The organism is Sphingobacterium sp. UBA7038 (assembly GCF_002494055.1).
Lineage (GTDB): Bacteria > Bacteroidota > Bacteroidia > Sphingobacteriales > Sphingobacteriaceae > Sphingobacterium > Sphingobacterium multivorum.
Genome location: NZ_DLAV01000011.1, coordinates 211,011 through 225,340, shown reverse-complemented (window position 1 = coordinate 225,340; position 14,330 = coordinate 211,011). Strand labels below are relative to the sequence as shown.

The following is a 14,330-nucleotide window of genomic DNA, read 5'->3' as shown; positions in this document are numbered from 1 at the left end:
CAATGAATAAAAATAGCTGTATTGTGGTTGATGACGAACCTGCGGCGCATTATGTCCTGGTAAATTATATTGAAAGAAGTACTGATCTGCAGTTGGTCGCTCAATGTTATAATGCTTTTGAGGCATTGGATTTTCTTCGGGAGAACAAAGTAGATTTAATCTTCCTGGATATTGAAATGCCCGAAATTAATGGGATGGAGTTTCTGAAGATGCTGGATAACCCACCCAAAACGATTTTGACAACAGCATATTCCGAATACGCATTGGAGAGTTATGATTACGGCGTTGTTGATTATCTGTTAAAACCTATTTCATTTCCCCGTTTTTTTAAGGCTGTTCAACGTTTTTTATCCTATAACACGACTGTGTCGCCCCAGGAAGAAGAACCCAAATCAATTAGTATACGCATGGATGGTCGTATTATTGACGTTAAATTATCGCAGATCGATTTTATCCAGAGCTTTGGCAATTACGTAAAAATTGTTACCCCGGGACAAACTTTTTTAACAGCAAGCACCACCCAACAAATTCTCACACAGGTGCCAGCATCAAAGTTTGTCCGTATCCACAAATCCTACATTGCTTCGATCAATAAGGTGATCAAATATGAGCATGGAATGGTACAGATCAATAATACCTCCCTTCCGGTCGGTATTACTTTCCGTCGAGAGTTACAGGAGCGGCTAGCCAATAAATAGGTCTGAGCGAATGGAGGTCTTGTTGCTATGAGCGAGTCAGGTGACTACCATTTCTCTTTTAACAGCGTTTCCAACTGCCCAATTTCTTCCTGATACATGGTTTTCTTTCTAGTTCCGAAGTAAAGGATATTTTCGACAGGCGATGTCCCTTCCCAGATTAGTTTTATTTTCCCGGATGCAATTGCTTCAGCACATAGGAAGTCAGGAACAATCGAAAAGCCTGTATTGTTGCTCAAACAGCGTATGATGGAGCTAATATTGGGAACAATATAATTGGGGCTAAAGTCTGGATGTTCGCCAAAGTGTGTTGACCAGTAGTTTTTTAAATGATCCATATCGGCAGCCGTGCTATACCATAATTGTTTTTTAAGGAGTTGAGCTGCTTCTTTAATTTTATTGGCACTCAGCAGTGCTTCCAGTGTGGATGTATCCGTCTGACACCCTGCAATCAAGACAATACGTTCTTTTGAAAAAGCTTCATACTGTAGATTCTGTTGGTTTCCTTTTTGAGGCGTAATAATAAGATCCAATAAACCATTATCAAGATCCTGTTGCATCTGCGGATATTCTCCAAATTTGATAATTAAATTGAAGGGGAGCTGGGCAATATGTTCTTCGAGGGTGTACTGAAAGGTCTCAAAACACATTCCGATACTGATCGTTATACGTTCGTCCAATGCCCGTTTGTGAAAATGCTGTTCACCGGTTTCTAGTTTTTTAAGCGGATCAATAACATAGTTATACAAGATTTTCCCCTTTTCGGTCGGCACCATTCTTCGCGCAGAGCGATCAAAAAGCTTGTGCCCCGTAAATGCTTCCAGGGAATTCAGATGTAAGCTTACCCCCGGCTGAGAAATAAATAATTCCTGTGCAGCTGCAGATAATGTTCCGGTTTCATAGATTGCCTTAAATGTACGAAGCCATTCTAAGTTCCATTTCATAGTTATTATTTTTATGATACAAATATACAATTTAAATTATTTGTATGATTCAAAAATATGATAGAAATTTGTATTATCAATAATAAAAATTATAGAGATGAAAATATTTATTATCAACGGCGGACAGAAATTCGCACACTCGGGTGGTTCTTTCAATACCACAATAACAAATTGGACCGTTGAAACATTGGCTGAAAATGGATTTGAAACAAGGGTTACCAATATCAATGATGATTTTGATCCAATGGTTGAAGTTGAAAATTTTAAATGGGCAGACATTATCGTTTACCATTTTCCTGTATGGTGGTTCCAGGTTCCGAATCGTCTGAAACTTTATATCGATGAAGTCTTTACGGCCGGCCACAACAACGGTATCTATAAGAGTGATGGTCGATCGCGTAAGAATCCGGCAATTAATTACGGCACCGGGGGGTTGATGCAAGGTAAAAAATACATGGTGACTTCGAGCTGGAATGCCCCTGAGACAGCATTTACAATGGAAAATGAGTTTTTTGATCAGCATTCAGTTGATGCCGGTGTTTTATTCGGTTTTCATAAGATGAATCAGTTTGTAGGATTGGAACACCTGGGAAGTTTCCATTTTCATGATATGGAAAAGGGGGCATCTCAAGAACGTGTCGACAATTACGAAAAGGAATATAAACAATATTTGGAAGAGGTCTTCCATTTGGAAACTACGTTGAACTAAAAATTTATTGATCGATAAATCGCTTTATCCATGGCGTTATTGCGATGAAAAGAGTAAATTACCAAAATAAAATCAATAACATGAAGGTATATTTAACCGCAATTTTAAAAGCAGTTCCTGCACATCGGGAAGAAGTATTGGCATTATTGTTAGAAATGGTCGAGGCAAGTAGGAAAGAAGAAGCGTGTATACAGTATGATCTGCACCAGGTAAACAGTGATGAAAATCAATTTATATTTTATGAAATCTGGGAAGATCAAGCGGGCTTGGATGCGCATAATCAACAACCTTATATTGTGGCATTTGGAAAAGTGGCTGGTGAAAAATTACAGGAAACGCCTCAAATTATAGCAATGAATAAGATTGCTTAATTTACCATGTGGTCTGTCCGGACCTTATTGAGAAGATAGCAAACAACATGTGTAGTGGATGATTTGTGTGGGCCTAGGATATGAACTATAATTGAAGTATTGGTGGTGCCAAAATCATTTGTGTTGCCTAGATAGAGCGTGCTCTATTCTGATTTGGTGACGCGAATGATTTTGTTGGTACCTTGCTGAACAGCGACGTCGACTTTATTTCGTTGCGTGTAGCTCTGTTGCAGGAGATTCAATTTTTTGGTCAGCTGACCATCTTGATTATCTAGCCAGAAGGTAGCAGCCATGATACCAATTTGCACTCTGTAACTGGAATCAGTTTCCGGAACAAGCTGCTCGATAATCTGATGTTGATACCAGGTCAGTTTTTTGTTTTCTTTTTGGGAAACACAGCTGTACAGGAGAAATGCCAGAAGGGCGACATAGCCCATTTTTAGAAGTTTACTGCGTCTTAGGTCCATCAATAGTTCTTTGTGTTAATATCAAATCTACGATTTTTTATCCAACTAATGAATTACCTCTACGAATTTTTATGGCCTCATTTAAACAGTTATGCGCATTTATTGACCAGACTTCTCCTGTATGCACATTCAAGTAAATCTAAAAATGTATGAAGTTTATTGTTCATTTCGTTGTAATCATAAGCCTGAATTACGTCGGGTAATTGCACAAATTGGTGCAATTGGCTTTGGAGAAGGAGATCTTCTTCTGAAGCTATCAATAGCCGGACGACTTCAGTCGTGAGTTCCATATGGCATTGAAATCCGTAAACGAGATTTGTATAACGCACAATTTGCCTAGGGCAGCCGGCGCTACTTGCTAAGATTTCACTTTCAGGGGTAAGTCCAGGCATATCGTTGTGCCAATGTCCAACCGATAACGGGCTGCCAAAATGTGCTATTTTGGAGTCGTTTATTCCTGCCGCTGTAAGCGTGATGGGGAAAACCCCAATTTCTTTTTGTGGACTATGTTCATACTTTGCCAATAGCGCTTCGCCAATCAGTTGTGCGCCCAGGCATATACCAACAACTGCCTTGCCTGCATCAATACATCGGCGGATAAAGGCGATTTCGGCCTTAGCGTCAAAATAAGGGTATTCGGAAGGGGATGAATCTGGGCTTTGAGGTCCGCCCATAATGATCAATACATCGACGGAATCAATTTCGTCTGGCAGAAGGTCCTGTTGGTAGACCTGGGAAAAGGTGACCTCATGCTGTTGTTTTTCTGCCCAGGCTAAATAGGCTCCGGGTGCTTCAAAAACTTCGTGTTGTATAAAATGTATCCGCATTGGTTTTTATGTTATCGGTTTTCGTTCCAGTAATAACTATTTGGAGTAGGACGCTGTCCAAAAATTGCCGTTCCTACCCTGACAATCGTCGCGCCTTCCGCTATAGCTATTTCTAAATCCCCGCTCATGCCCATCGACAGTTCTTTCATCGATACATCAGGAATAGCTAGGGCTATAATTTGTTGTTGAATATGTCTAAGCAATTTGAAACAGGCTCGTACCTGTTCGGCCTCGGCACTCAATAGACCTATCGTCATCAATCCTTTAATCTTTAGTGTGTTTAATGTTGCTATTTGCTGTACTAGATCGATCACTTCCTTTGGAGCAGCGCCGTACTTGCTCTCTTCAAAGGAAGTATTCACCTGAATGAGCACCTCCATGGTTTTATCTTCTTTTAAAAGTCGTTGATGCAATTTTTCGGCAAGATCTATACGATCTATTGAATGGATGCAGGATACGTTGTATTTAAGCAGATCCTTGATTTTATTGGTTTGCAGGTGGCCAATAAAATGATTAACATGCGGAATAGTATTTAAATACTCAAATTTGTCTTTTAATTCCTGTACTTTATTTTCGGCAATTAAGGTTTGACCAGTTTGCAGTGCGATTTCGATACGTTCGGCAGGTACGGTTTTAGTCGCTAGCAATAATTTTACTTCGCGTGGGTCGCGCTGATTTGCTTTGCACGCTTTGTCGATACGCTGTTGTATAATGCGTATATTCTCTGTAATAAACTCATCCATGTTACGGTTGTATTGTTTTTTTCATCATAATATCGATTTGCTTATCGTCGCCCAGTTGAAATATATGCTTGTCGAATGCCACAAAGCCATTTTTCCGATAGAAATTGATCGCGCGGGAATTTTTTTCCCAAACACCAAGCCAGATAAATGTAACTGCTTTTTTTTGAGCTAAGACTAGTGCTTTCTCGAACAATAGCTGCCCCACTTTTCTACCGTGAAATTCCTGTAGAACATAGATGCGTTCAATTTCCAATGCCTGTGGGCTTTGGTTTTCGGTCTGCGCTTGTCCGGTATTTATTTTTAAGTAACCGATAACATTATTTTCTAAAACGGCGAAGTAAAATTCAGACTCATCATGGCAGAGCTCGGCCAATAATTTTTCTCTTGCAAAACCTTCCGTTAGATAAGTCTTCATGTTCTCTTCGGTGTTTGTGTCTGAAAAGGTCTGGATAAATGTTTCTTTTCCAATATGCTGCAGCAGGTCAATATCTGTTAGTTTTACTTTAGTGATGGCTATTTCGGTGTTATTTTTGTTCATTTTTTTCATTACTTATTGATCCATTTTTCATTGCTGCGGCAATATTTCTTTCGAGCTCATTGTCGCTATTTTTCAGAAAATCGCGGATACGCTGTTTTTCTGTTTCACTTTTATTTTGACCTAATTTTTTTTTGGCCCTGTAAATCCGTAACGACAAGTTCGAAGGCGATGATACCTCGCATCATGCCACTTTTGAAGCGATCGGAGAGATTGTTCCATTGTGTTAGATAAGCTTCGTCGTAACTGAGGATCATTTGCTCTAAAGCCTTGTTTATTGCTTTTTCCTCCGTAAGGATAGATGCAAGACCATAGGCATGAACCGCAATGTAGTCCCAGGTTGGTACACTTTCCTCCTTGTCGTAGTGCTGTGGCGAGATATAAGCATGTGGTTCGGAGAAAATGACTAATGACGGTGTATTTTCGATATAATTGGCTTGTTCGTTTGCGCGAGCGAAGTGTGATGTTAAAAGCAGCTGATCTTTATCTGTACGGATGTGGAAGGGGAGCTGGGTTGCTATTGGAATCCCCTCTTTAACCGATACGATGGTGGCAAAACTATATTGTTGCATAAATTCAACCTTTTCTGCGTAATCTTCGAACTGGAAATGTTTGGGTACATACATGCAAATAGCTATTTCTTGATTTAATTCAAAATTACGGCCAATGGGTGCAAATGAGCTAGTCCAAATTGAATAATGTAGCTGGTCCAGTGTTCATTTATTGCGCTTGCTTAAGTATATTTACGTTAAAAGATAAGCAAAAAAAGACGCCAAAAATGGAGAAATATGAGCTAAGACGTTTAGAAATAGGAGAATGGCAGCAATACAAAAAGATAAGACTGGAGGCCTTATCTTCTGCTCCTGAGGTGTTCGGTAGCAATTATCAAAAGGAAGCGGCTTATAGTGATGCCGAGTGGATGGCCTTACTGGGCAATCCCAAGTGTGCGATATTCGGTTTGTATAACCAAGAATTATTGATTGGGCTGACTGGTGTCGTGTTGGATCGGACGGATGAATCAAATGCGATTTTGATCGCGTCTTTCATTCAGGAAGGCCATAGAGGCCGGGGGTTGTCCCGCTTGTTTTATGAAGCGCGTATAACATGGGCACGTGAACAAGGCTGCCTCCGGATTACGGTATCTCATGGGGTTGGTAACGAAGCCTCGAGAGCTGCAAATCAATCGTTTAACTTTGCGTATACACATTCAAGAGATGTCGTTTGGCCTGATGGGGTCAAAGCAGAAGAGCTGATCTATGTTTTGAATCTTTAGTTAACCTGCTTCCTGCTGTTGATCAATTACTGCGTTCAGTCCGGTCTGAACGCAGCAACTGATCTATAAAATACAGCGCATGGAAACAAGCTTTAAAGTTCGTTTTCGTGCGAACTGTTGGGTGCTTTCGGATTATATTGCTGGACATGATCAACTTTGGCAAATAGGTGTGGACCATTCATTTCAATTCCTGCCGCTAAAAAGTCATCGAGGATCAATTGAAAAATTTCAGATTTTGCCAGTTCAATTTCCGCGGATCTAGCGATGTAGACATTCAGTTCATATAAAACATAAAAGTCGTCTAATTTTTTTTGCAAGACGAATGGGGCAGGACTAAGGTTGACTCTTTTTATTCGTGGCGGGATGTTCAGCAGCAATTCGTGGATACGTTGCCAAGGTTCTTCATAACCGACTGTCAATTCCACCTGAAAACAAATTCCCTCTTCAGAGAATGTCGAATAATTGACGGTATTTCCCGAAAGTACCGAGGAATTGGGAATGGTAATTTCTTCATTTTTTATCGTTCGAAGCCTGGTTACCAGGGGGGATTTTTCGATAACAACGCCCGTTTTGTCGGCGATAGTGATACGGTCTCCGATACGGAAAGGACGCATATAGGTGATCACAAGCCCCGCTATGATATTGGAAATCGCAGAAGATGACCCCAAAGAGAACAGGACACCAATAAATACGGATATTCCTTTAAAGATATCTGAATTTGCGCCGGGTAAGTAAGGGAATATGAGCACCAGCGTGAAGGCTTGGAGCAGAAAACGAACAATAGTAAAGGTTGGCATGGCAAAATCGCGATGAAAACCATTGACCTCTAATTTGCCTTTGTCAATTTCGCTAAAAATATACTTTATGAATCGAACGGCATACCGCATGACAACGAGTATGACAAATACAGTAATCAGATTGGGAATATAATCCCAAATGGCCAAAACTGCAGTCTTCAGGGGCTTTGTAAAAAGTCCAATGAGATTGGATGCCCAGCTCTGTGTAAATGGAAAGACACTAAAGACAATCGGCAGCATGATAAAGGCAATGAGTACGATCAAGCCCCAACGTAAGATATTTATGGCATTAATAAACATCCGTGTTTTTTGTACGGAAGTGACAAGGACGTAATTTTTGATCTTAATGTCTTTGATCCGCTGTGTTCTTTCTGTCAATATACGTCGCGTACCATATTTTTTCAATTTGTTTATCAATAGAATCAATATCGAAAAAACGACTAGAATGAGAAATACAAGCCCAATACGCGTAAGAAGTTTTGTAATGCTGTTATCAGCACGTTCCGTTTTGATTGAATCCTGAATTCTTTTTAGGTAGTTTGCCGCAATCTCTTCTTTGCTTTTTCCTTCAAGAAGGGCATCGAGTTCTGTGACGGAAGTTATGACGAGATCTTTATAAACGATGTCGGCACTTATTTCGCTGTTTTCGATTTTAAAGGAATCTACTTTCACAAAATCGTCTTCATATAGATTATGGATTCTGCTGACCACATTGTAGGCGCGGTCTTTGGCTAATGATGATCCAAGTTTATTATAGATATAGAATAGCGTATCCTGAAATGGCGCGACCGCATATCTTTTTGTGTTTTTTTTGATGGAGTCTACTTTAACTTTCAGCTGCTGCTTCCGAAGGTTATTTTCTTCGTCAAACTCATTCAGCTGCTGTTTTAAATTTTCTTTTTTGGGGCTATTTTGACTTTTAAGATCGGCAATTTCATGCTGAAGCTTTACCCGTTCAAGAGAATCATTAATTTGCTGTTGTCTAATTCCGTTCAGTAGGGAACTTAGATCCAATTCTTTTTTATTGACCGAATCTGTTTCTTGTGCATAAAGCGGTGCGCTCGTTGAAAATAGACAAGATATAGTCATTAAGAAATAAACGTAAATACTTCTCATCGTGTTATTGGTAAAATTGAATGCCGATGTTTACTAGGTTATTTTGCGCATAACGATCGGACAGGTTCTCAAAGATAATAATTATCTCGATTAGACGGCAGATCGTCAAATATGATATAAATTGAAGGTAAAATGATACGATGCGACAGCTGAATTTAACTTATTCCGACTTTCTTTGTTAAAACGATTGAGCATATGCTCAATACGAAAAACTGTATAGCTAATTTTATCTAAAAAATATGATTAAACCTTTTCAAAAATCTATTTATGCAATGAACAAACTTGGGAAGATATGTCTCTGTGTTATTGTAGCCTGTGTTTCCACTGTTTTAGATGGACAAGCCCAAGAACGCAAAGCTCCGGCTTATCCATTGATTACACACAACCCCAATTTTAGTATATGGTCAATGACAGATCAGCTTCATGCATCGACAACAAAGCACTGGACAGACGCTGATCATTCGCTGTTGGGCTTAATTGATGTTGATGGTCATATTTATCGTTTTCTTGGCAAAGAGGAACCGAGTTATGCGGTTATTCTACCGACTGCCGAAGATAAATCTTATACGGTACAGTATACAGAATCAAAACCTCAAGGTGGCTGGGAATCTTCCGCTTATAATACGGATACGTGGAAATCGGGACTTCCACCCATAGGTGATGACGAGAAGCAGGTAAAAACCCTTTGGAAATCGGACGATATCTGGGTGAGACGCGAGTTTTCCGTAGCGGATCCGAAGGGTATTAATGAGTTGTTTTTAAAACTCAATCATGATGATAATATAGACGTATTTTTGAATGGGAAGAAGGTTTACGAAAAAGTAGGTTGGACCAACAACTTTCAGTATATACCGATTGACAAGACGAATTTGAAGGCTGGGCAAAATAATATTGCCATCCATTTGAAGAATAGTGCTGGCGGTCGTTATCTCGATTTTGGTTTGGTTGACAGGCTTAAAGAGCGTGGGGCACGGATTGAAGAAGCCGTGCAAAACGATGTAGAAATAACAGCGACGCGTACGGTTTATAACTTTCAGGCAGGTAAGGTTGATCTAAAATTAACTTTTACGTCGCCTTTGCTTATGGAAGATCTGAATTTATTGGCTCGACCGGTAAGCTATATCACGTATAACGTCAAAGCAAACGATGGCAAGCAGCATGCGGTTAAAGTTTTTCTAAGTGCATCCACAAATATTGCGGTGTATAAACCTTCACAGGAGGTGATCGCCGAAAAATATGAGACGGCAAAATTGTCTGTACTAAAGACGGGAACGGTCGAACAGCCTATTCTGCAGAAAGGGGCCGATGATATGCGGATAGACTGGGGGTATTTTTATGTTGCTGCGCCGAAGCGGGATAAAACGCAACAGTTTATTAGTCCGAGAGGCGGAGCCGTAGACGCCTTTAGAAAGGGAACAACGACATCGGTAAAAACTGTTAAGGGGACATCACTTGCGCTGAACACGGTCATTCCATTTGGCAATGTGGGGGCGAAAGTGGAGGAACGTTTTGTAGAGGTTGGGTACGATGAAATTTATGCGATTCAGTATTTCAAAAATAATTTGAGACCATGGTGGAACAACTCCGGTAAAGAAACGATGGAAAATCAGCTGACTTTGGCTGCAGATGAGTATCGTAAGGTACTCGATAAGTGCGTGGCATTCGACAAAACAGTGTATGCAGATGCGCTAAAATCGGGTGGAAAAGAGTATGCACACCTTAGCGTTCTCGCTTATCGTCAAAGTATTGCAGCACATACCTTGGTGAAAAGTCCACAAAACGAACTACTATGGCTTTCCAAAGAAAATAATAGTGGCGGATTCATCAATACGGTCGATGTCACTTATCCTTCAGCGCCATTGTATCTGATCTATAATCCGGAGTTGTTGAAAGGGATGTTAAGTGGAATATTTTATTTTAGTGAGAGCGGTAAATATCCCTATCCTTGGGCAGCGCACGATTTGGGTACGTATCCATTGGCCAATGGTCAAACCTATGGTGAACCTATGCCTGTGGAGGAATCGGGCAATATGATTATTTTAACTGCTGCAATCGCAAAAGTGCAAGGGAATGCTGACTATGCCAGGAAGCATTGGAAAACATTGACAACATGGGTAGATTATCTCGTTAAAGATGGTTTTGACCCTAAAACGCAGCTATGTACAGATGATTTTGCCGGTCACCTTGCACGAAATGCCAATTTATCTGTTAAGGCTATCGTTGGTATTGCTTGTTATGCGCAGCTAGCGGAGGCCATTGGTGAAACCGCAATAGCAAAAAAATACCGTGCAATTGCCGAGGAAATGGTTCCGAAATGGATGGAAATGGCATATGCTGGTGATCATTATGCACTGACATTTGATGATAAAAATACCTGGAGTCAAAAATATAATTTGATCTGGGACAAAGTGTTGGGATTGAATCTATTTCCACAGAAAGTGTATGATACAGAAATTAAGTATTATCTGACCAAGCAAAATAGATTCGGCATACCATTGGATAGCCGTAAAGCGTACACAAAAAATGACTGGATTCTTTGGACGGCATCATTTGCTCCATCAAGAGAAGCATTTGAAGCTTTGATAAAACCAGTCTATAATCATGCGATTCAAACGGAATCCCGTGTCCCATTAAATGATTTTTATGATTCGACTACGGGGATCCGCGAAAACTTCAAGGCGCGTAGTGTTGTTGGAGGTTTTTACATGAAACTTTTAGCGGATATCATGAAACAGAAATAAATGAGGAAAATGAGTAGGAGACGGGAGTCCACAATGAAATATTTAGTTTGTGTTTAGTTAATAAGACGGCGGGCAATTAAAGAATTGCTCGCCGTTTGTTTATAGGGTTATGCGTTTCAATATCCCGTATTTTACGGTATCGAAATTTGGCTCAACATGGTTCTTTTTTCTGATTTCTGTTGAAATACGTGTTGTCTTGCAAGTTCTGTATTGTTTTCCTGAAATTTTCACTGCAGTAGAACCTAGAAAGGACGTTAAATATTCCTTTGTTTGCCATTAATATGTCACTGGTATATGAAGGATGACTGTGGTACCAGCAGTTGGGTTTTTGGTGATCTGTACACTTGCTTTCTTGCCCAACAACTGCATGCGTTCACGACTGATGGTCCCAGAGAGTGAACGATGGGTAATTACAGGAATGTCTGGATTTACTTTACCACTATCTTTAATCGTCACCTGTAGGATATCTTCAGATAACGTAAACTGGATGTCGATACTGCCATCGCCCGTTTCGAGGTTTATGCCATGCAGAATTGCATTTTCAACATAGGGTTGTATGAGCATTGGTGGTAGCATGACCGCACTTAAATCTTGATCTTCAGGTTGTGTGATATGGTAATGAAAGGCATCTTCAAAACGCATTTGCTGCAAGATCAAATAGTTTTCTAAGGTTTCCAGTTCCTCATTTAATGGAACAAGGTTTTCACGGCTTAATTCGAGATTGCTGCGTAGTAGTCGACTGAAACGATTTAAATATTTGATGGCATTTTCCTTCTTATCCAGGCGCATGAAGCTCTGTACAGCGGAAAGGGTATTGAAAATAAAGTGCGGTTCCATCTGTGTGCGCAACAACTGCTGCTGCAACAAGACCTTTTCTTTCTCTTGTATGGAACGGCGCTGGCGAAAACTGTAATATAGGAAGAAAAGTATGATGATCAATAAAATAACCGCGAGCGAGGATATGATCAGCCCTAAACGATTTTGTTGTAGCTGGAGTTTATTGATCTTGATATTTTCGTTCAGTATTCGAATAGATTGATCCTTCGCCTGGAGTTGATATAGGGCATTCATTTCTGCGATCGCTTGTGTATTCTCCGATTGGTAAATACCCCTTTGTAATTGCACAAGATGATTCAATACGTCTATTGCGGCTTTATTTTTTCCTTGCAAGCGATAGACGGCTGCTAGACTGTTTTGAAATGTAATTTCGTTGTTGGGAAAGATTAATTTTGGAAACTGCGCTTTAAGTTTGCTGGCTTTTTGGATGAATTTTTCTCCCAAGGCCGGCTTATTTAATGAAACATAGATTGCGGCAACATTACTGTAGTCTACGAATAAATTGTTCATCAATATAGAGGACGCTGTTTGTTGGTGCAAACGTTCATCTATCGCTATTTTTAGCAACTCATAATGTAAAATGGAGTCCGGTTTTTTAGCCGTTTCATAGTATTGGATCTTCGAATCATATAGAAAACTAATGTTGTATTTGTCTGGATTTTTGGCATGTAATTCTTCGAGTTGATGAAGGAAGGGGGCAATATCTTTTGCTGGCCGCTGTAAAGTATTCAGCGTCTGGATCATTTGTACCAATACGCGTTGTCGGTTAATGTGTCCTTCAGGCAGCGAATCAATTAGGGGGAGTACCGAACGATTCATTTTTTCTGCAAGGTTATACTGAAAGGAGCTCAAGTTGTTTTGGGCAGCGGACAGTAATATCGCTGATTTCGCTTCGGTTGACAATCCTGATGCGGTATCCGACAAAACAATCGTGGCGGCTTTGTTGTAATAATAGCCCGCTTCGCGTTGTTTTGCTTCTATGCTGCGGATATTTCCTATGCCATTGTAAATAAGAGCTTTGTATTTAGCGTTTCCGGTGGTGAGTTCAATGAGTTCGAGCGCCTGTTGAACAAAAAAAAGAGCCGAATCTTGGCCACTCATAGCATAGAGTCGTGCTAGATAATATTTTACACGGGCAGCGAGTACCGTGTCTTTTTTTACGGTGGCATGCTGGTCTAACTTTAACCAGGCAAGTTTGATGGAATCCCCATTTGCTGCATTTAATCTTTGGTCCTCCAGCGTTTTAATCTCTGCGGCAATAGCATCATGATCGGGCGACAGTGCGTCATTCTTTCGAGCGCAAGCGATCGAAAACAAAGACAGTAGCAGCCAAGGGAAAATGCGGTTCAATAGGCTCATTTTTCAGGGAACAGCTGATTTAAGATCGAGTTTTTTCTGCGTGATGAAATCGGAATTTCCTCTTTGTTCTTTAAGACAATATACTCGGAACGATTGACACCAGAAATATGTGACCTATTAACAAGATACGATTGATGGGTGCGTAAGAAATAGGGCGGTGGCAATAATTCTTCATAATATTTGAGGGGTTTAGAAATTAACTCCTTTGTACCATCATTTAAAAAGAAAAAAGTATAGGGACCGTCTCCTTTGCAGTACACGATGTTGTGAACGGGGACGATACGTACATGGTGTATGGAAGACAAGGCGATGCTTTCGGGAAGTTCGCTGGCGTGTAAAGCTTCCTGCACCATTGATAAACGCTGCATCCATTGGGGATTGTTTTCGCTTTTACGCCGGTAACGTTCTAATGCCTCGTTTAATTCGGTTTGATCGACCGGTTTCAAAAGATAATCCAAAGCACCATATTTGATGGCTTTGATTGCAAAATGATTGTAGGCCGTAATGAAAATAATATTCTGTGGAATAGCGATTAGCTTTTTTAGGATGTCAAATGCTGTACCATCACGGAGTTGAATATCCATGAGTATAACGTCTGGTTGTTTCTCTTCAATCAATTTTACAGCATTTGTCACCGTATCACTCCAGCCAACAAGTTCAACATCAGTTTCCTGTTGGATTAAATAGCTGATTTCTTTGCGTACCGCGGGTTCATCCTCGATAATGGCTACTCTGATCATTTATCAATACTTTATACCCTATAAAAATAATAATTGTAAGTAAGGAAACTGAATCCATTTACAATTCGTTGCAATTATTTACAATCTGGATTTAAGATTCGAGTAGGGGTGAATTGGATTTGATCATTTAAAATTCCAAATAGCAGTTGAAATTTTTATATTTAGTATTGTATAGA

General features: G+C 40.1%; 14 protein-coding genes. 5 read left to right on the top strand and 9 right to left on the bottom strand.

Annotated elements, in window-relative coordinates; translation table 11 throughout:
* Positions 1–2: 2 nt before the first annotated feature.
* Positions 3–698 (top strand): LytR/AlgR family response regulator transcription factor, encoded by a 696-nt coding sequence (locus tag B3H30_RS05435; protein ID WP_070566981.1) that lies wholly within the window; start codon positions 3–5, stop codon positions 696–698.
* Between the two features lie 44 nt (positions 699–742).
* Here B3H30_RS05435 and B3H30_RS05430 read toward each other — a convergent pair whose 3' ends face one another.
* Positions 743–1,639 (bottom strand): LysR family transcriptional regulator, encoded by an 897-nt coding sequence (locus tag B3H30_RS05430; RefSeq protein WP_046675049.1) that lies wholly within the window; start codon positions 1,637–1,639, stop codon positions 743–745.
* A 97-nt stretch (positions 1,640–1,736) separates the two neighbouring features.
* Here B3H30_RS05430 and B3H30_RS05425 point away from each other — a divergent pair, with 97 nt between their 5' ends.
* Together B3H30_RS05425 and B3H30_RS05420 are read left to right on the top strand one after the other, a co-directional pair.
* Positions 1,737–2,348, top strand: coding sequence for an NAD(P)H-dependent oxidoreductase (locus B3H30_RS05425; protein WP_159333219.1), 612 nt, complete (start codon positions 1,737–1,739; stop codon positions 2,346–2,348).
* Between the two features lie 80 nt (positions 2,349–2,428).
* On the top strand, positions 2,429–2,719 hold the full coding sequence (locus tag B3H30_RS05420; protein WP_070567167.1) for a putative quinol monooxygenase: 291 nt from the start codon (positions 2,429–2,431) through the stop codon (positions 2,717–2,719).
* A 143-nt stretch (positions 2,720–2,862) separates the two neighbouring features.
* On the opposite strand, the gene B3H30_RS05415 is transcribed toward B3H30_RS05420, so the two are convergent.
* The 5 genes from B3H30_RS05415 to B3H30_RS05395 form a co-directional block, all read right to left on the bottom strand.
* Positions 2,863–3,186 (bottom strand): hypothetical protein, encoded by a 324-nt coding sequence (locus tag B3H30_RS05415; protein WP_070566978.1) that lies wholly within the window; start codon positions 3,184–3,186, stop codon positions 2,863–2,865.
* An 89-nt stretch (positions 3,187–3,275) separates the two neighbouring features.
* The gene (locus tag B3H30_RS05410; protein ID WP_070566976.1) at positions 3,276–4,013 is read right to left on the bottom strand and encodes a type 1 glutamine amidotransferase; all 738 of its coding nucleotides are present in this window, start codon (positions 4,011–4,013) and stop codon (positions 3,276–3,278) included.
* A gap of 11 nt (positions 4,014–4,024) precedes the next feature.
* Entirely contained in the window at positions 4,025–4,756 is a 732-nt protein-coding gene (locus B3H30_RS05405) for a YggS family pyridoxal phosphate-dependent enzyme (RefSeq protein ID WP_070566974.1), read from the bottom strand.
* Position 4,757: 1 nt separating this feature from the next.
* The gene (locus tag B3H30_RS05400; protein ID WP_286833571.1) at positions 4,758–5,294 is read right to left on the bottom strand and encodes a GNAT family N-acetyltransferase; all 537 of its coding nucleotides are present in this window, start codon (positions 5,292–5,294) and stop codon (positions 4,758–4,760) included.
* 110 nt (positions 5,295–5,404) lie between these two features.
* The gene (locus B3H30_RS05395; RefSeq protein WP_083295995.1) at positions 5,405–5,917 is read right to left on the bottom strand and encodes an FMN-binding negative transcriptional regulator; all 513 of its coding nucleotides are present in this window, start codon (positions 5,915–5,917) and stop codon (positions 5,405–5,407) included.
* A gap of 152 nt (positions 5,918–6,069) precedes the next feature.
* Here B3H30_RS05395 and B3H30_RS05390 point away from each other — a divergent pair, with 152 nt between their 5' ends.
* Positions 6,070–6,564 carry a GNAT family N-acetyltransferase gene (locus B3H30_RS05390; protein WP_070566972.1) on the top strand — a complete coding sequence of 165 codons (495 nt, stop codon included), beginning with the start codon at positions 6,070–6,072 and terminating at the stop codon, positions 6,562–6,564.
* Between the two features lie 92 nt (positions 6,565–6,656).
* Here the strand turns inward: B3H30_RS05390 and B3H30_RS05385 are convergent, their stop codons facing one another.
* A complete protein-coding gene (locus B3H30_RS05385) occupies positions 6,657–8,477 on the bottom strand; it encodes a mechanosensitive ion channel family protein (RefSeq protein ID WP_083295994.1) in 1,821 nt (606 codons plus the stop codon).
* A gap of 272 nt (positions 8,478–8,749) precedes the next feature.
* On the opposite strand from B3H30_RS05385, the gene B3H30_RS05380 reads away from it, so the two are divergent.
* Positions 8,750–11,218: a glutaminase family protein gene (locus B3H30_RS05380; protein ID WP_414713315.1), complete on the top strand. Its 2,469-nt coding sequence runs from the start codon at positions 8,750–8,752 to the stop codon at positions 11,216–11,218.
* A 276-nt stretch (positions 11,219–11,494) separates the two neighbouring features.
* Here the strand turns inward: B3H30_RS05380 and B3H30_RS05375 are convergent, their stop codons facing one another.
* The gene (locus tag B3H30_RS05375; protein WP_070566968.1) at positions 11,495–13,414 is read right to left on the bottom strand and encodes a sensor histidine kinase; all 1,920 of its coding nucleotides are present in this window, start codon (positions 13,412–13,414) and stop codon (positions 11,495–11,497) included.
* On the bottom strand, positions 13,411–14,154 hold the full coding sequence (locus tag B3H30_RS05370; RefSeq protein ID WP_083295993.1) for a LytR/AlgR family response regulator transcription factor: 744 nt from the start codon (positions 14,152–14,154) through the stop codon (positions 13,411–13,413). Before B3H30_RS05370 ends, B3H30_RS05375 begins: the two co-directional genes overlap by 4 nt.
* Between the last annotated feature and the right edge of the window lie 176 nt (positions 14,155–14,330).